Origin of the sequence: Candidatus Agathobaculum pullicola, from assembly GCF_052117205.1 — a bacterium.
GTDB lineage: Bacteria > Bacillota > Clostridia > Oscillospirales > Butyricicoccaceae > Agathobaculum > Agathobaculum pullicola.
The window spans coordinates 1-17,125 of the sequence record NZ_JBQKJP010000052.1 but is presented as its reverse complement, the minus strand read 5'-3'; the positions used below and the strand labels follow the sequence as shown (position 1 = coordinate 17,125).

The 17,125-nt window shown below is 56.0% G+C and carries 13 protein-coding genes; 4 read left to right on the top strand and 9 right to left on the bottom strand.

Annotation, left to right across the window (positions count from 1 at the left end):
• Positions 1-347: 347 nt before the first annotated feature.
• Positions 348-911: a manganese efflux pump MntP gene (locus ACTQ3V_RS13690; RefSeq protein ID WP_441468014.1), complete on the top strand. Its 564-nt coding sequence runs from the start codon at positions 348-350 to the stop codon at positions 909-911.
• A 238-nt stretch (positions 912-1,149) separates the two neighbouring features.
• Here the strand turns inward: ACTQ3V_RS13690 and ACTQ3V_RS13685 are convergent, their stop codons facing one another.
• The 8 genes from ACTQ3V_RS13685 to ACTQ3V_RS13650 form a co-directional block, all read right to left on the bottom strand.
• The gene (locus tag ACTQ3V_RS13685; RefSeq protein ID WP_441468013.1) at positions 1,150-3,597 is read right to left on the bottom strand and encodes a glycogen/starch/alpha-glucan phosphorylase; all 2,448 of its coding nucleotides are present in this window, start codon (positions 3,595-3,597) and stop codon (positions 1,150-1,152) included.
• 39 nt (positions 3,598-3,636) lie between these two features.
• Positions 3,637-5,073, bottom strand: a complete 1,437-nt coding sequence (gene glgA, locus ACTQ3V_RS13680; RefSeq protein ID WP_441468012.1) for a glycogen synthase GlgA — start codon at positions 5,071-5,073, stop codon at positions 3,637-3,639.
• A 171-nt stretch (positions 5,074-5,244) separates the two neighbouring features.
• Positions 5,245-6,372, bottom strand: a complete 1,128-nt coding sequence (glgD, locus tag ACTQ3V_RS13675) for a glucose-1-phosphate adenylyltransferase subunit GlgD (RefSeq protein WP_441468011.1) — start codon at positions 6,370-6,372, stop codon at positions 5,245-5,247.
• 13 nt (positions 6,373-6,385) lie between these two features.
• On the bottom strand, positions 6,386-7,597 hold the full coding sequence (locus ACTQ3V_RS13670) for a glucose-1-phosphate adenylyltransferase (protein ID WP_441468010.1): 1,212 nt from the start codon (positions 7,595-7,597) through the stop codon (positions 6,386-6,388).
• A gap of 60 nt (positions 7,598-7,657) precedes the next feature.
• Positions 7,658-9,808 carry a 1,4-alpha-glucan branching protein GlgB gene (gene glgB / locus ACTQ3V_RS13665; RefSeq protein ID WP_441468009.1) on the bottom strand — a complete coding sequence of 717 codons (2,151 nt, stop codon included), beginning with the start codon at positions 9,806-9,808 and terminating at the stop codon, positions 7,658-7,660.
• A gap of 262 nt (positions 9,809-10,070) precedes the next feature.
• Positions 10,071-11,300: a competence/damage-inducible protein A gene (locus ACTQ3V_RS13660; RefSeq protein ID WP_441468008.1), complete on the bottom strand. Its 1,230-nt coding sequence runs from the start codon at positions 11,298-11,300 to the stop codon at positions 10,071-10,073.
• Between the two features lie 19 nt (positions 11,301-11,319).
• Complete coding sequence (gene thiI, locus ACTQ3V_RS13655; RefSeq protein ID WP_441468007.1) at positions 11,320-12,489, bottom strand: tRNA uracil 4-sulfurtransferase ThiI; 1,170 nt, start codon at positions 12,487-12,489, stop codon at positions 11,320-11,322.
• A 20-nt stretch (positions 12,490-12,509) separates the two neighbouring features.
• On the bottom strand, positions 12,510-13,637 hold the full coding sequence (locus tag ACTQ3V_RS13650) for a cysteine desulfurase family protein (RefSeq protein ID WP_441468006.1): 1,128 nt from the start codon (positions 13,635-13,637) through the stop codon (positions 12,510-12,512).
• Positions 13,638-13,803: 166 nt separating this feature from the next.
• Between ACTQ3V_RS13650 and ACTQ3V_RS13645 the strand changes: the two genes are divergently transcribed.
• The 3 genes from ACTQ3V_RS13645 (at position 13,804) to ACTQ3V_RS13635 (ending at position 16,320) form a co-directional block, all read left to right on the top strand.
• Positions 13,804-15,087, top strand: coding sequence for an adenylosuccinate synthase (locus tag ACTQ3V_RS13645; RefSeq protein ID WP_441468005.1), 1,284 nt, complete (start codon positions 13,804-13,806; stop codon positions 15,085-15,087).
• A gap of 67 nt (positions 15,088-15,154) precedes the next feature.
• Positions 15,155-15,706 carry a GNAT family N-acetyltransferase gene (locus ACTQ3V_RS13640; protein WP_441468004.1) on the top strand — a complete coding sequence of 184 codons (552 nt, stop codon included), beginning with the start codon at positions 15,155-15,157 and terminating at the stop codon, positions 15,704-15,706.
• A gap of 116 nt (positions 15,707-15,822) precedes the next feature.
• A complete protein-coding gene (locus ACTQ3V_RS13635) occupies positions 15,823-16,320 on the top strand; it encodes a CarD family transcriptional regulator (protein WP_441468003.1) in 498 nt (165 codons plus the stop codon).
• A gap of 218 nt (positions 16,321-16,538) precedes the next feature.
• Here ACTQ3V_RS13635 and ACTQ3V_RS13630 read toward each other — a convergent pair whose 3' ends face one another.
• On the bottom strand, positions 16,539-16,808 hold the full coding sequence (locus ACTQ3V_RS13630; RefSeq protein ID WP_441468002.1) for a phage holin: 270 nt from the start codon (positions 16,806-16,808) through the stop codon (positions 16,539-16,541).
• Positions 16,809-17,125 lie beyond the last annotated feature (317 nt).

The following is a 17,125-nucleotide window of genomic DNA, read 5'->3' as shown; positions in this document are numbered from 1 at the left end:
GATATGGCCCCCTCTCGTCAAGTTAAGTGTAGCAACTCAACTTTAACCGATGAGGCCTTATCCTTCATCCCTTTTTTATTCAACTGTCCAAGATGTATTGTACTCCTACAAGCCCTGTGCGTGGGTTTGTCCGAGTGATATTGACTTTATTCGCTGCATATGGTATCATAGGCGGTAATAAGGGAGTAGTCGGCGCGGACTTGTTCCATTCCGCGCGGTAGGGCCAACATACTGGGGAGGACGCTCCTCTGGTTCTGCATGAAATGACGAGACTTATCTGTTTTACGGCGGATGGGTCTCTTTTTTTATGCCCGTTCGGCGCTGCTAACGACAAGGAGGAAAAGGAAATGGGTTTACTGGAGTTATTTATCATTGCCGTCGGTCTGTCGATGGATGCCTTTGCGGTCTCCATCTGCAAGGGATTGAGCGTGCGCACATTACGTGCGCGGCATGCGCTTATCACGGGTGCGTATTTTGGCGGCTTTCAGGCGCTGATGCCGCTTTTGGGGTTCGCGTTGGGCGTGCGCTTTCAAACGCTGATTACCAGCGTTGACCACTGGATCGCGTTTGTGCTGCTGGCGCTCATCGGCGGCAATATGGTGCGCGAGTCGCGGGGCACCGACGAGGAAAACCTCAGCGATTCGTTTTCCTTTGCCACGATGCTGCCGCTGGCCGTTGCGACCAGTATTGACGCGCTGGCCGTCGGTGTGACGTTTGCGTTTTTGCAGGTGGAAATCATTCCCGCGGTCAGTCTGATCGGCTGCACAACATTTGCGCTGTCCTGTGTGGGTGTCAAGGTCGGGCATGTGTTCGGCGCAAAGTACAAGTCGCGCGCGGAATTGTTCGGCGGCGTGGTGCTCATCCTGATGGGCCTCAAAATCCTGCTGGAGCATCTGGGACTGCTGGGCTGAGAATAAGGAAAATGAAAAGGACGCTTTAAAGCGTCCTTTTTTCGCGCCGTAAGGCACGTATGCAATGAATTTTTGGGAAATCCTGACCGAAAATCATAAAAAGCCCGGCTAAGCCGGGCTTTTTATACAAGAGCAAAGGAAAGTTTCGTGTATCGGAACTTTTCTCGCTGAGGACGCATCCACGCAGCGCGCGGTGCGTCCTAAACTCGATGGAAGCTGTATGCTTCCATTGAAGTTTTTAAAATGCAAAGTTGGTTTTTACACGCCAAATGTTCTGTGCATACTCAGCAACCGAGCGGTCGGACGCAAAGCGGCCGGAGTTTGCAATGTTCATCAGCGACATATAGTTCCAATTCTCCGCATGGCGGTACATCTCGCTGACGCGCTCCTGCGCGATTGCGTAGGAGGAGAAGTCCTTCAGGCTCATATAACGGTCTGCCGGGCCGCCGTTGCCGCCGTGCAGCAGCAGGTTGGCCAAATCGGTGTAGTCAACGCCGTCGCCAAAGCCGTGAATCATATGGTCAAGCACGCGCTTGATAACCGGATCGTTCTGGTAAATCAGCATCGGCTCATAGTTGCCGGATGCCGCCAGAGCCTCAGCCTCGGGAGTCTCCATGCCGAAGATGAAGATGTTCTCACGGCCCACTGCCTCGCAGATTTCAACATTTGCGCCGTCCATCGTGCCGATGGTGAGCGCGCCGTTCATCATGAACTTCATGTTACCCGTACCGGATGCTTCCTTGCCCGCGATGGAGATTTGCTCGGAGACCTCAGCCGCCGGCATAATCATCTCGGCCAGCGATACCTTATAGTCCTCGATGAATACGACCTTGAGCTTGTCGCCGATATCCGGATCGTTGTTGATCATGTTGGCAATGGAGTTAATCAAACGAATGGTCTTTTTCGCCACCGCATAGCCCGGCGCGGCCTTGGAGCCGAAGATGAACGTGCGCGGCACGAAGTCCATGCTCGGATTATCCTTCAGCTTGTGATAGAGCGAGATAATATGCAGGATATTGAGCATCTGGCGCTTGTATTCGTGCAGACGCTTGACCTGTACGTCAAAGATCGAGTCCATATTGACTTCGATGCCGTTATGCACCTTGATATAGTCCGCCAAACGCTGCTTGTTGTTGCGCTTAATCTCGCCCAGACGCTGAAGCAGAGCCTTGTCGCCGCCATAGTTGGCGAGCACCTGCAGCTCGGACGGATGCTTGCGGTAACCCTTGCCGATCTTGCTCTCAATCAGTTCGGCAAGCTCCGGATTTGCCTCGCACAGCCAGCGACGGTGTGCAATGCCGTTGGTAACGTTGCAGAACTTGGAAGAGTAAATCTTGTAGAAATCGTTGAATACGCGGTCCTTGAGGATTTCGGAGTGCAGCGCGGAAACGCCGTTGATGGAGAACGAGCCTGCGATTGCCAGATGCGCCATGCGAACGGTGTTATCCGACACGATAGCCAGCTTGGAAATCTTCTGGAAGTCGTTGGGGAAATAATTCCACAACTCTTTGCAGAACCGCTCATTGATTTCATAGATAATCTGCATGACGCGGGGCATCAGCTCCTGCACCAGCGATACCGGCCAGCACTCGAGTGCCTCGGGCATAACCGTGTGGTTGGTGTACGCGACCGACTGGCTGGTGATGTTCCATGCGTTCTCCCAGCTCATGTCGTTCTCGTCCATCAGGATGCGCATGAGTTCAGGGATGACCAGCGTCGGATGGGTGTCGTTAATGTGCAGCACATGCTTGTGCGCAAAGTTTGCCAGCGTGCCGTACTTGGCCTTGTGCTTGGCGCAGATATCCTGCAAGGTGGCGGACACGAGGAAGTACTGCTGCTTGAGACGCAGGGACTGGCCTTCGCGGTGGTTATCCTCCGGATACAGCACCATCGAAATGGTTTCCGCCATCGCGTGTTTCTCGAGCGCCTTGAGGTATTCGCCCGAGGAGAACAGCTTCATATCCAGCGCAATCGGGCTTTTGGCTTCCCACAGGCGCAGGCAGGCGATGTTGTTGGTATCATAGCCGGAAATCGGCATGTCGTACGGAACAGCCAGAACCGGCGTATAGTCATTGTATTCGACAATCAGCTTGCCCTGATCGTTGAAATAGGTGTTGACCGTGCCGCCGATTTTGACCTCGCGCGTGTCGTCCATCGCGGGGATATGCCAAACATCGCCGGAAGCGAGCCAAGAGTCGGGCAGCTCAACCTGCTGGCCGTCCTCGATTTTCTGCTTGAAGATACCGTGCTCATAACGGATGGAGTAGCCGGTGCCGCGCACGCCAACGGTAGCCATGCCATCCATATAGCAGGCTGCCAGACGGCCCAGACCGCCATTGCCCAGACCGGGGTCGGCTTCTTCCTCGAAGATATCGGCCATTTCATAGCCCATATCCTTGAGCGCCTCAGTCAGTGCGGGCAGGATGCCCAGATTGTAGGCGTTGTTGCGCAGGCTGCGGCCCACAAGAAATTCCATGCACAGATAGTGCACTTGTCGCTCTCCGTACTTTTCAACCTCGTTCTGGGTCTCAATCATATGCTCGGTGAGCGCGTCGCGCACGACGAGCGCGCAGGCCTCGTAAATCTGTTCCTTCGAGGCATCTGCAACCTCGCGGCCGAAGTGGCGCTGCAGCTTACCTGCAATGGCCTCCTTCAAAGCGGTCTTTGTATACTGATTCTTTGACATGGTCTCTCTTGTCTCCTCACTTAATTTGCTGAATTGGTCTTACCAACCAAGGGCAGAATGATAAACCTCGATATATTTGTCTGCCGAGCTGCCCCAACTGAAATCACTTTGCATACCCTGCAACATCAGCTTTTTCCACGCGGGCTTGTTATAGCGGAATACGCCGCAGGCTTCCCGGATGACATGCAGCATGTCATGTGCATTATAGCTGGCAAAAGTAAAGCCGTTGCCCGTGCCTGCGTAATCGACGAAGGCTTGCACGGTGTCCTTCAGGCCGCCGGTTTCGCGCACAATCGGAATCGTGCCATAGCGCAGTGCAATCATCTGCGCCAAACCGCAAGGCTCGAACTTGGAGGGCATCAGGAACATATCCGCACCCGCGTAAATGCGGTTTGCCAGATCGCCCGAGAACATGATGGATGCCGAAATGTTGTTCGGATAGCGGCGCTTGGCCTCCAGGAACATCTGCTCATACCGCCAGTCGCCCTTGCCCAGTACGATCAGGCGCAGGTCGTCAGAGAGGATATCGTGCAGTACGGCTTCGATTAGGTCAAGCCCCTTCTGGTCGACAAAGCGGGTAACCATACCGATGACCGGCGTATTTTCGTCACCCTCAATACCGCACAGCTTTAAAAGCTCAAGCTTGTTGACCTTTTTATCATCCGGATTGTTCGGGCCGTAGTTCTTGAAAATCTTGGGATCGGTTTGCGGATTGAAGGCATCCATGTCGATGCCGTTTAGGATGCCGTGCAGCTTGTAGCTGTTCATGCGCAGCACGGAATCGAGCCGGTAGCCATAGTATTCGGTCTGGATTTCACCCGCATAGGTGGGCGAAACCGTAGTCACTGCGGTGGATGCTACAATGGCCGCCTTCATCAGGTTGACGTCGCCGTCCATCGCCATGAAGCCCGAGCGGAAGTGCGCGTCGTCGATACCGAGCACATACTCGAGAATTTCGCGGCCATAGCGGCCCTGATACTGGATGTTGTGGATGGTGAACACGGTCTTGATGTTCTCATAGAACGGGCGGGAGGAGAACATCAGGTTGTAGTACACGGGTACGAGTGCGGTCTGCCAGTCGTTGCAGTTGATGACGTCCGGACGCCAATCCAAGTCGGGCAGCACCTCGAGCACCGCCTTGGAGTAGTAGGCAAAACGTTCCGCATCGTCATACTCACCGTAAACCTGGCTGCGGGAAAAATAATATTCGTTGTCAATGAAGTAATAGATGACGCCGTCCGCTTCATAACGGAAAATGCCGCAGTACTGATTGCGCCAGCCCAAACGGACATAGGCATTCTTTAAGTAGTAGAACTTTTCGCGCCACTCCTGCCCGATAGTGGAATACAGCGGGCAGAATACGCGCACATCGTGTCCCTTTGCGGCAAGAGCCTTGGGCAATGAGCCGGCAACGTCGCCCAGGCCACCGGTTTTGACGAACGGGGCACATTCGCTGGTAACATACATAATTTTCATAACAACCGAGCCTCCCCAGTAGGAGGCGCGGAAACAGAGCTTCCGCTTCCGCACCTGTCTGTCTTTATTATACTAGATTCTTCCTCCCTGCAAAATAGGGATTTTCCACGAACATCTCATGCTTTCAGCTTGTGTTTTTCGCTCATTTGCAGCGAATTTAACATATTTTTATCAAACGGTTGCGTTTTTGGAGATCGTAATGGGGTAGTTCTCGTGTCCCATCATGGTGCGTCCGTCGCGGATGACGACGTTGCGGTCGGTGATGACATGGCGCAGAGAAGCATCCGCAAGGATGCGACCGCCTTCCATGATGATACAGTCGCGGATTTCCGCGCCCTTTTCGACAACCACGTCGCGGAACAGCACACAGTTTTTCACTGTGCCCTCGATGCGGCAGCCGTCTGCGATAAGGCTGTCCTCCACAACGGCCTTGTCGCCGTAGTAGGCGGGCGCTTCGTCCTTGATGCGGGTCAGAATCGGGCGGGTGCGCAGGAATACCTCGTCGCGCACATCCTTGTCCAGCATATCCATGTTGGAGCGGAAGTAGTCGAACGTATCTTCGATTTTGATGGCGTATTCGTTGAACAGGTAGCCTGCGACGGTGCCGTCAATCAGTGCGCGCGACAGGAACTCACGCTCGAAGTGGATACAGTTGTGTGTGACGCAGTCGGACAGCATATGGATGAGGTATTGGCGGCTCATGACATACACACCCAGCGCAATATGTTTGCATTTTCCCTCGTTGGAGTCACCGACACGGATGTCTACAGCCTCCTTTTTGCGGTTGAGCTCCACATAGGTGGTGAACGGAGAGTCCTTCTGTTTCTTGGTGCATACCATGGTCAGGTCGGCGCCTGACTTGATGTGGCGATCGATGACATCGTCCAGCGGGATGTTGCCGACGATGTCTCCGTCCGCGATTACCACAAAATCCGCCTTGTTCTTCTGCAGAAAGTCAACTGCGCCGGCCAGCGCGTCAATCTTGCCGCGGTATTCGCCCGTCATCAGCGGAGACGCTTTCTTGGAATAGGAATACGGCGGCAGCAGCGTCACGCCCGAGTTTTTGCGGGACAGATCCCAGTCCTTGGCGTTGCCGATGTGGTCGATGAGGGACTGGTATTTGTCCTTCATCAGTACGCCTACGCGATAAATGCCGCTGTTTACCATGTTCGACAGCATGAAATCGATGATGCGGTAGCGACCGCCCCACTGCACCGCGCCGACGGTACGGTGTTCGGTGATCTCGCGCAGATCGTTGTCGTTATCAAATGCGATGATGATGCCTAAAACACTGTTCATCATTTCCGCCCCCTTACTTTACATCCGGCAGGTCTTCATCTGCCATTTCTTTTGCGGCCAGCTTTGCGCCGCGGCCAATACGCACACCTTCCGCGACAACGGCCACGCCCCACTTATCCACATCGCCGTCCGACGGGCTGCCGCCCACAATCGCATCCTTGGCGATGACGGCATTTTCCGCAATAATGGAGTAACGCACGGTGGCGCCTTCCTCGATGACTGCGCCCGGCATCAGGATGGAGTATTCCACCTTAGCGCCCTTTCCGATCTTGACATCCGAGAACAGGACGGATTCGGAAACCTCGCCCGCGATCTCGCAGCCCTCGGAAAGCAGCGTGTGCTTGACAGAGGCATTCTTAGCGGTGAAGTGCGGGGGAGAGCCGGTGGTGCGGCCGTAGATTTTCCAGCTGTCATCCGACAGATTCAGACCGGAATTCGGGCTAAGCAGATCCATGTTGGCCTCCCACAGGCTTTCGATTGTGCCGACATCCTTCCAATAGCCCTCGAAACGGTAGGAAACCAGCTTTTCGCCATTGCCCAGCATTGCAGGAATGATGTCCTTGCCGAAGTCGTTGGAGGACTTAGCGTTTTCCTCGTCATCAATCAGATATTGGCGCAGCTTCTTCCAGGAGAAGATATAAATGCCCATGGATGCGAGTGTGGACTTCGGGTTCTTGGGCTTCTCCTCGAATTCGTAGATCGTGCCGTCCGGCTTGCAGTTCATGATGCCGAAGCGGGACGCCTCGGTGAGCGGCACATCGAGCACGGCGATGGTCGCGTCCGCACCGGTTTCCTTGTGCTTCTGGAGCATCTTGTTGTAGTTCATCTTGTAGATATGGTCGCCCGACAGAATCAGAACATATTCGGGGTCGTAATCGTCAATAAACTGGATGTTCTGGTAGATGGCGTTGGCGGTTCCCTTGTACCACTCGGAGGTTTTGCCCTTCTGGTACGGCGGCAGGACGTAAACGCCGCCGCGCAGACGGTCGAGATCCCAAGTCTGGCCGGAGCCGATATAAGCGTTGAGCACGTGCGGCTCGTACTGGGTCAATACGCCGACCGTGTCAATGCCCGAGTTGACGCAGTTGGAAAGCGGGAAATCGATGATACGGTACTTGCCGCCGAACGGCACCGCGGGCTTGGCGACCTTTTTGGTCAATACATAAAGGCGGCTGCCCTGACCGCCTGCGAGCAGCATGGCTACGCATTCTTTTTTCCGATACATTGATGAACTCTCCTTTTTGCCGTTTATGTATTTTTTACGCCGTTTTCGGCGTGTCCCCTTTTAAGAATCCTGCTTGCCGGCATCGTTTGCCTGAACCACCGCCTTTTCTCCGGTCTTGGTGATTGCTTTCGTGCCGGTCTTTGCGACCGCTTTTTCTCCGGTTTTGGCCACGGCCTTCGTTCCGGTCTTGGTCACCGCGCGTGTACCCGTTTTGGAAACGGCCTTGGTGGATGCGCGGCCCCCTTTGGCAGACTTGGCCGCCTTAGCTGCCGCGGCCTTTTTCGCCGCTTCAATTTCGGCCTTGGTGCGGCGCTTGGCGCGGGGCTTGCCCTTGAAGAACAGTACGCCAAAGCGCGGAATGTGAATATTGATGGATTGCTCCTGCCCGTGCATAGGCTTTTTGCTGTCGGTTCTTACCTTGCCGTTTGCCATGCCGCTGCCGCCGAACTCGGCCTTGTCCGAGGAGAAAACCTCCTCATATGTTCCGGAAATCGGCACACCGATGCGGTAATTCTCCTGCACCTCCGGAGAGAAGTTGACAACAGCTACGATATCGCTGCCATCCTTGGCGATGCGGCGGAAGGCGATGATGTTGTTGCGATTGTCCTCGTGGCTGATCCACTCGAAGCCGCGCCAGTCGGTATCCTGCTCCCACAGCTGTGGGGTTTCCAGATAGAAATGGTTGAGCGCCTTGACATAGGTCTGCATTTGCTTATGTGCGGGATAGTCGAGCAGCATCCAGTCCAGTCCGCGCTGGTAGGCCCATTCGGAGAACTGGGCGAACTCGCCGCCCATGAACAGCATTTTTTTACCCGGATGAGCGGTCATGTAACCGTACAATGCGCGCAGGCCGCCAAACTGGTTTTCGTACGGGGGCGGCATTTTGCCGATCAGCGAGCATTTGCCATGCACGACTTCATCGTGCGAAAGCGGCAGGATGTAGTTTTCTGAGAACGCGTACATGAACGAGAAGGTGATTTTGTCGTGCATGTCCTTGCGGAAGAACGGGTCGGCCGAGCAGTAGCACAGCATATCGTTCATCCAGCCCATGTTCCACTTGAAGTTGAAGCCGAGGCCGCCGTCATAACCGGGCTTGGTCACCATCGGCCATGCGGTGGATTCCTCCGCGATCATCATGACATCCGGATGGTCGGTTAGGATATATTCATTGAGCAGGCGTAAAAAGTCGATCGCTTCGAGGTTCTCGCGTCCGCCGTGGATGTTGGGACGCCATTCGTTCTGGCGGTTGTAGTCGAGATAAAGCATGGAGGCAACCGCATCCACGCGCAGTCCGTCCATGTGGAACTTCTCGATCCAGAACATGGCCGAGGAGAACAGCAGGTTGCGCGTCGAAGTTTTGCCGTAGTCGAACACGCGCGTGCCCCATTCCTTATGCTCCATCTTGAGCGGATCGGCATATTCGTAGAGGTAAGAACCGTCAAACTCGACCAGACCGCAGCCGTCCTTGGGGAAGTGCGCGGGCACCCAGTCCATGATGACGCCAAGGCCGGCCTGATGCGCCTTGTCGATGAAGTACATCAGGTCCTTGGGCGTGCCGTAGCGGCTGGTCGCGGCAAAGTAGCCGATGACCTGATAGCCCCACGAGCCGTCGAACGGATACTCAGTCAGCGGCATGACCTCGATGTGCGTGTAGCCCATTTCCTTCACATAGGGCACCAGCTCGTCCGCAAGCTGACGGTAGGAATAGAAGTTGCCGTCCTCATGTACTTTCCACGACCCGAGATGACATTCATAGATGTTGACCGGGCTGGAATAGGGCAGATGGCCCTTACGCCAGTCCATCCACGATGCGTCGTTCCACTCGTAGCCTTCGATGTCATAAACCTTGGAGGCATTGCCGGGACGGGTTTCGCTGTGGAAGCCGTACGGGTCGGACTTGTCAAACACGTCGCCCGATTTTGCCCATACACTATACTTATATGCCGCGTATTCGGAAACATGCGGAATGAATTTTTCCCAGATGCCCTGCTCGTCCCGCGTCATGTAGTCTACATCGCGGTTCCAGCCGTTGAACTCGCCCATGACCGAAACCTTTTCCGCTTCGGGGGCGTATACCCGGAACAGGTAGCCGGGCTCGCCGTCCTGTTCAAAGGGATGGGCGCCCATATAATCAAAGGCGCGGCAGTCCCTGCCCGAATAGAAAAGCTGGCTGCGCTTTTCACAGGCCGGCGCTGCGGAGGTTTTCTTCATATCGCATCTCTCCCTTTTATACTTCTTACACTTCTAAAATGCCAAAATAAAGCGTCTTTGCGAAAATTTTCCAACTGTTTGTACACTTCGCCCTGATAAAGGCAGATACCTCTCACTTTAGTTAGATATAGTATACATCAAAGGGAAACAAAAGTCCAGCAATTTTACACAATTGCTGGACTTTTTTGATGAAAATTTTGTTTGGTTTCCACAGGGAATGACTGGAAATGTCGAAAAAATGAACAAAAATGCAATAATTTGTTTAGAAAATGTCACGACGAATCATATCGAGCGCAGTGGATGCCGCCTGCATGCGTATACGGTCGCGGCCGTTGGTGGATTTCATCTTACGGGTGTAGTGCTTTCCACGACACCAGATGCTGATGTAAACCAGACCCACCGGCTTTTCGTCCGTACCGCCGCCGGGCCCGGCAATACCCGTGATGCCCACACCAACGTCTGCGCCGAGCGCCTTGGCCACGCCCTCGGCCATCTGTTCGGCCACCTCGGGCGAGACCGCACCGACCGTGTCGAGCGTCTCTTTTTTCACGCCCAATACCTTCATTTTGACCTCGTTTGCATAGGAGCACACGCCGCCAAGATAGTAATCCGAGCATCCGGGTACATCGGTGATGCGCTTGGACAACAGGCCGCCCGTGCAGCTCTCCGCCACAGCAAGGGTCATGCCGCGCGCGCGCAGCCCGTCGCCGACCACCTGCTCGAGTGAGTCCACGTCTACGCCGTATACATCATCGCCCAGCAGGCCGCAGATTTTCTCGACCACCGGCGCAAGCAGCTTTTCGCACGCCTCCGGCGTGTCTGCCTTGGCGGTCACGCGCGCAAAGCACTCTGAGGTCTTGGCGTAAGGTGCAATGGTCGGATTGGTGCTTTCCGCCATCATGTCGTGGAGAATGGTTTCCATATTGCTTTCTCCCAGACCAAAAATACGGATATTGCGCGAAACAATGCAGCCGCCCGCGAGCTTATAGAGGTACGGCATCGCGCATTGCTTCCACATCGGGTTGCACTCGCGCGGGGGGCCGGGCAGCATGATAACGTGCTTGCCGTAGGCCTCAAACGCGCAGCCGGGTGCGGTGCCCCACTCGTTTACGAACACCGTGCAGCCCTCGGGCAGCCATGCCTGCTTTTCGTTGTTTGGGGTCATTTCGCGGCCGATGGTCTGGAAAAAGCCCTTGATGCGGTCGAGCGAGGGCTGATGCAGCGCCATGTTGCGGCCGAATACGGTCGCCAGCGTCTCCTTGGTCAGGTCGTCGAGCGTGGGGCCGAGGCCGCCGGTCGTGATGATGATATCCGCGCGGTCGCGCGCAGTCTCTATGACGTGGCGCAGGCGCGCCGGATTGTCGCCCACGACCGTCTGGTAAAACACATTGATGCCCAGCTCACGCAGGCCCTGCGAGATGACTTGTGCGTCCGTATTGACAATGTCGCCCAGCAGGATTTCCGTGCCGACGGCAATGAGTTCTGCGTTCATGAAAGTGTTTCCTTCTTTCTTATGGCAAATGAATGATTTCTACGCCTTCAACCGCCTCGTTCACAAGACTTTCTACATCCAGATGACTTTCGGCCTCGAGAATTTTTGGCATCTTGGGCTTGGTGTTCGGGTGCTTGGGGGTGAACACGGTGCAGCAGTCCTCATAGGGCAGAATAGAGGTTTCAAATGTGTCGATTTTGCGGGCGATGGTGACGATTTCCTCCTTGTCCATGCCGATGCACGGACGGAAGATGGGCAGCTCGCACACCGCGCCGGTCACGCCCATGGCGGGCATGGTCTGGCTGGCGACCTGACCGAGCGATTCACCGGTAATCAGCGCGCCGCAGCCGTATTCGACCGCGACCCGCTCGGCAATGCGCATCATAAAGCGCCGCATGATGAGCGTGAATAGCTCCTCGTGGCACTTTTCACGGATTTCCTCCTGGATTTTGGTGAACGGCACGACCATGACGCTCATGCGACCGCACCATGCGGTCAGCTTGCGGCCCAGCTCGAGTACCTTCTCCTTGGCGCGTTCCGAGGTATAGGGATAGCTGAAAAAGTGTACGCCGACCAGCTCCAGACCGCGCTTGGCCATCATCCAGCCTGCCACCGGACTGTCGATGCCGCCCGAGAGCAGCAGCGCCGCCCGACCGTTCGAGCCGATGGGCATGCCGCCCGCGCCCGGTTCGGGGCCTGCGTGGACAAAGGCGTACTTTTCGCGGATTTCGACATGGACGGTCAGGTCGGGGCCGTGCATGTAGGGGCGCACGTCCGGGAAGCGGTCGGCTAGCTCACCGCCGACGTGCTGGCTGATTTCAGTCGAGGTCATCGGGAACTTTTTGTCCCCGCGCTTGGTCTCGACCTTGAAGGTCTTTGCCTGCGCGAAACGGTCGGCAAGATAACTCTGCGCGGTGTCAATGACGCTTTCGAGCGTCTTTTCCGGGCAGACCGCCGCGCGCGAAATGGTCGCAAAGCCAAACACATGGCGCGCGCAATCCATAACCGCGTCTGCGTCCGCGTCTTCGGGCACTTCGACGTATACGACCGACTGGCGCATGGTGATATTGCAGTCCGCCACATGCTTCATGCGGCGGGACAGGTTTTTGAGCAGGCGGTCTTCAAAGGTTTTGCGGTTGAGTCCCTTCAGGACAATCTCTCCGCATTTGAGCAGCAATACTTCTTTCATAACGTCTCCTTTTAATAAGGTCATCGAACCAGCATTTTACGGCCTTTTTGCGCGGCGGCAAGAAAAGCGTCCACATCTTCGGTGGTATTGGATGGGCAGAAGGACACGCGCAGCGCGCTGTCCGTGCGCGTTTTGGGCAGACCGAGCGCTTTGAGTACGCCGCTCTGCTTGCCCTTGGAGCAGGCCGAGCCACTCGAAACATAGACCTCGTCGCTCTCGAGTACGCGCAGCATGACCTCGCTTTTGCAGCCGGGCAGGGACAGATTGACCACATGCGGGATGTCGCCTACGCCGTTGAAGGCTGCCTCCGGCAAAAACGCCCCCACCTGCTGATGCAGGTAGTCCGCAAGGCTCTGCACATGCTGAAAATCCTCGTCAAAGTGCGCCATACGGATTTCACACGCCTTGGCGAACGCCGCGATGTTCGGCAGCGGCTCGGTGCCCGGGCGAATGCCTTTCTCCTGTCCGCCGCCGAACATGAGGGGCGGCAGGCGCAGCCCCTTTTTGACATAGAGCGCGCCGATGCCCTTGGGCGCGCCGATTTTGTGGCCGGACACGCTCATCAAATCGCAGTTCCATTTCTTGGGTGTCAGCCTGACACGCGCCAGCCCCTGTACCGCGTCAATGTGGAACAGCGCGCGCGGTGCTTTGGCTTTGAGCAGTGCGCCGAGTTCGGCCACCGGCTGCACCGTGCCGATCTCGTTGTTGACCAGCTGGCAGGACAGCAGCACGGTATCTTCGGTCAGCGCGTCTGTAAGCGCCGCAGGCGTGATGTGCCCGGTCTCGTCCGGCGCAAGGAACACCACGTCAAAGCCTTCGGCGGCAAGCTGCTTGCAGGTGTTGAGCGTTGCCGCGTGCTCGATTTCGGTGGTGATGATGCGCCCCTTCTGATGGCGGTTCAAGTGCGCGGCGCCGCGCAGGCTGATGTTGGTGCTCTCCGTGCCGCAGGAGGTAAAATAGGTCTCCTCCGGCAGGCAGCCGAGCGCGCAAGCTACCGTTTTCCGACTGTCCTCTAAAAGATGCGAGGCATCTATTCCCATTTTATGCAGGCTCGACGGGTTGCCAAAGCAGGTGCACATGGCGTGCATGGCCGCCTCGGCCGCTTCGGGCAGCACTGCCGTCGTCGCCGCATTGTCCAGATAGTGCATTTTTTTCCGTCTCCTTCAATGCGTTACACGGATATTTTACAACGGACGGGGGGCTTTTACAAGTCAAAAGGCGCAAATCAGGATTGAAAAGCGCGGCCTGCTATGCTATACTTTAATTGTATGACATGCTGAAAGCGTGTCCGAGAGCAGAAAGGAAGGAAAACCTATGCCAGGAAAGGTAATTCTCGGCGCTCAGTGGGGCGACGAAGGCAAGGGCAAGTTCATTGATATTTTCGCGGGCAAGGCTGATTTGGTCGTCCGCAGTCAGGGCGGCAACAATGCCGGCCATACGGTCGTGGCAAACGGTGTCAAATACAAGCTGCAGCTCATCCCCTCGGGCATCCTGTATCCGGATTGTACGAATGTGATAGGCCCGGGCGTGGTAGTCAATCCCAAGGCGGTATTGGGCGAAATCGACGGCCTGCACGAAAAGGGCGTTTCGACCGACAAGTTGTTTATCGACGCGCGCTGCCACTGCATTCTGCCGTGGCATCTTGAGCTGGACGCGCTGAGCGAGGCGGAAAAGGCAAAGGAAGGCACGGCTATCGGCACAACCAAGAAGGGCATCGGCCCGACCTATATGGATAAATCCGAGCGCAGCGGTGTGCGCATGCACGATTTTGTCGACGCCGAGCGCTTTGAGACCGTCATCCGCGAGGCGTGCGCGCACAAAAACCGCGTCATCACAGGCGTATACGGCGGCAAGGCCATCGACGCGGACGCGGTCATCGCGGAGTATCGGGAGTATGCCGACCGGCTGCGTCCCTATGTGTGCGACACCTCTATCCTGACGTGGAATGCGGTCAAGGAGGGCAAGGAAGTCCTGTTCGAGGGCGCGCAGGGGACGCTGCTGGATCTGGATATGGGTACATATCCGTTCGTCACCTCCTCGCATCCGGTGGCGGGCGGCTGCTGCATCGGCTCGGGCGTCGGCCCGACGGCGGTGAGCAGCATTATGGGTATTTTCAAGTCCTACACCACCCGCGTGGGCGAAGGCCCGTTCCCGACCGAGCTGTTTGACGAGACGGGTGACTATATCCGTAATGCCGGCGGCGAGTTCGGCACGGTGACCGGCCGTCCGCGCCGCACCGGTTGGTTCGACGCGGTGGTGGCGCGCTATGCTGTGCGCGTCAACGGAATGACCGAGGTCGTTATCAACAAGATCGACCCGCTGCGCGGCCTGCCAAAGCTCAAGGTCTGTGTGGGCTACAAGCTGAAAAACGGTCAGACCCTCACGGAGTTCCCGGCAAACTTCATGGATCTGGTGGATTGTGAGCCGGTTTACGAAGAATTCCCCGGCTTTGACGAGGACATCACGGGCTGCCGTTCGTTTGATGAACTGCCGCAGACGGTGCAGGCGTACATCCGCGAGCTTGAGTGTATCATCGAGTGCCCGATCACCATGTTGGGTGTCGGCCCGGCGCGCGACCAGGTGATGACCATTAAGTAACGGAGAAAAAGGCGCAAAGCGACCGCTTTGCGCCCTTTGTTCTTTTGCTGGCAGAAAGGAGCACCCCATGACGCTGACGACCGAACGATTGACACTGCGCCCCTTTCGGGAGGATGACGTAGAGGCACTGTATGCCTATTCCAAGGATGAAGCGGTGGGCCGCAATGCAGGCTGGAAGCCACACGAAAGCCTGATGGAGTCGAATGATATTCTGCATCTGGTATTTCTGAACCAGTCGAGCGTCTGGGCAATCGAGCGACAGGAGGATCGCCGCCTGATGGGGTCTATCGGACTGATTACCGATTCGACACGGCAATACGGCTCGTCGCGTTCGCTCGGGTATTCGCTGGGCGTGGACTACTGGGGACGGGGCTACATGACCGAGGCGGTGCGTGCAGCGGTGGGCTTCGGCTTTGGGAGGATGGGGCTGGATCTCATCAGTGCAACCTGCTATCCGGACAATCCCGCTTCGCGTCGCGTGCTGGAGAAATGCGGGTTCCGATATGAGGGGACACTGCACCGCGCGGAGCTGCTGTACAACGGGCAGGTAAAGGATCATCTTTGTTTTTATCTGCCGCATGAAATCGCCGAAAATCTGAACTGGTATGTAAAAAAATAAAATTTTTTCTTACATTTTCCTGTAAATTGTGCTATGATTATTTTATCAGAGAGCGGAAGGCGGCAGCGTGAAAACGCTGCCCGCCGTCATATTTCGGCATAGTAAGGAGGAGTACCATGTATCAAACGGGGGAATTTATCGTTTACGGAACCAGCGGTGCCTGCCGGGTGGAGGCGGTCGGTAAGCCGCCCTTTGACACGGAGGAGGGCAAGCTGTATTACACGCTCACACCCGTTTCCGGAACGGAAACCATCTATGTCCCGGTTGATTCATCGGTATTTACGCGGCCGGTCATCTCGCGCGCGCAGGCGGAGCAGCTGATCCGAACCATTCCGACCATCGAAGAGGACGGCTTTACCTCGCACAGTATGCGGATGGCCAGCGAGCACTATCAGGCGGTGCTGCAAAGTCATGACTGCCGGGAGCTGGCGCAGCTGATTAAGACGGTTTACGCCAAGTCCCGCCGCAATGGACGCAGGGTCAGTCAGGTAGATCAGCGTTACCGCAAGCGCGCGGAGGATTTGCTGCACGGGGAGCTGGCGGTTGCGTTGGGTATTCCGCTGGGCGACGTGCAGCCGTATATTGCGCATACCATAGCGCAGTACAAAAAATAAGGGTAATACCGCATCATTCAGCAAGAAAGATTTGTGTGTCAATTTTGCGTCCATATGCGGCACGGTTTCGCGGCAATACTTGATGAATTGCAAGAAATCGCAACAAAATCTGGGCACAAAATTTCTGCAAAGCATCGAAGCTGCAATTGTGCGGTATTGCCTAAGGGAAAAGGCAAAACAGGGGAGCGAACCATGTCCGCGCCCCTGTTTTGCTGTTTCTACAGCTCGAGCGGCTTTTCATACTGCCGCGCGCGGTCGGAATCAGTCAGACCGCTTGTGGTCGGGTCGTTGAGCGCATTCCAGACGTTGGATGCAATCAGGAATAAACAGTACGGATTGGTCAGCGCCTTGCGGACGACACCCCATACTGCGCCCCAGCTGGTCATATCCGCGGCGGTCAGACCGGCATAGGCCAGTACGGTAGCGCATACGCCCAGTAAAAGCTGCACCCAGAACACCGGATTTTTGATGCGGACACGCAGATTCATGGACGGAAAACCTCCTTTCATTCACTCGGACCGCCGCCGACGGGGCGGCCTCTCATAGAAACCGCGTGGGGCGCCGTTTTTTGACCGCAAATGGCCAAACGGCGCACCGGCGACTGCTATCATACTATGAAGGAATGGGTGCAAATGTCCGTGATGCGTCAGGGCTGCATCATCAAGGAAACGGTTCGGAAAAGCCGTTTTTTGTTTGTAGGTTTGTCAAACATATTGGACAGTGAACTCTAAAGGAGAAAGCCAACCTAGAGGCCTCATGGGAAAGTTGTTGGAACGGCGGTTATGGACAGCAAGCTGCTTGGAAA

Excerpts from the sequence above, each read along its gene's own strand:
- ACTQ3V_RS13690 (WP_441468014.1), top strand. The coding sequence starts at position 348 with ATGGGTTTACTGGAGTTATTTATCATTGCCGTCGGTCTGTCGATGGAT.
- ACTQ3V_RS13685 (WP_441468013.1), bottom strand. The coding sequence starts at position 3,597 with ATGTCAAAGAATCAGTATACAAAGACCGCTTTGAAGGAGGCCATTGCA.
- glgA (WP_441468012.1), bottom strand. The coding sequence starts at position 5,073 with ATGAAAATTATGTATGTTACCAGCGAATGTGCCCCGTTCGTCAAAACC.
- glgD (WP_441468011.1), bottom strand. The coding sequence starts at position 6,372 with ATGAACAGTGTTTTAGGCATCATCATCGCATTTGATAACGACAACGAT.
- ACTQ3V_RS13670 (WP_441468010.1), bottom strand. The coding sequence starts at position 7,597 with ATGTATCGGAAAAAAGAATGCGTAGCCATGCTGCTCGCAGGCGGTCAG.
- glgB (WP_441468009.1), bottom strand. The coding sequence starts at position 9,808 with ATGAAGAAAACCTCCGCAGCGCCGGCCTGTGAAAAGCGCAGCCAGCTT.
- ACTQ3V_RS13660 (WP_441468008.1), bottom strand. The coding sequence starts at position 11,300 with ATGAACGCAGAACTCATTGCCGTCGGCACGGAAATCCTGCTGGGCGAC.
- thiI (WP_441468007.1), bottom strand. The coding sequence starts at position 12,489 with ATGAAAGAAGTATTGCTGCTCAAATGCGGAGAGATTGTCCTGAAGGGA.
- ACTQ3V_RS13650 (WP_441468006.1), bottom strand. The coding sequence starts at position 13,637 with ATGCACTATCTGGACAATGCGGCGACGACGGCAGTGCTGCCCGAAGCG.
- ACTQ3V_RS13645 (WP_441468005.1), top strand. The coding sequence starts at position 13,804 with ATGCCAGGAAAGGTAATTCTCGGCGCTCAGTGGGGCGACGAAGGCAAG.
- ACTQ3V_RS13640 (WP_441468004.1), top strand. The coding sequence starts at position 15,155 with ATGACGCTGACGACCGAACGATTGACACTGCGCCCCTTTCGGGAGGAT.
- ACTQ3V_RS13635 (WP_441468003.1), top strand. The coding sequence starts at position 15,823 with ATGTATCAAACGGGGGAATTTATCGTTTACGGAACCAGCGGTGCCTGC.
- ACTQ3V_RS13630 (WP_441468002.1), bottom strand. The coding sequence starts at position 16,808 with ATGAATCTGCGTGTCCGCATCAAAAATCCGGTGTTCTGGGTGCAGCTT.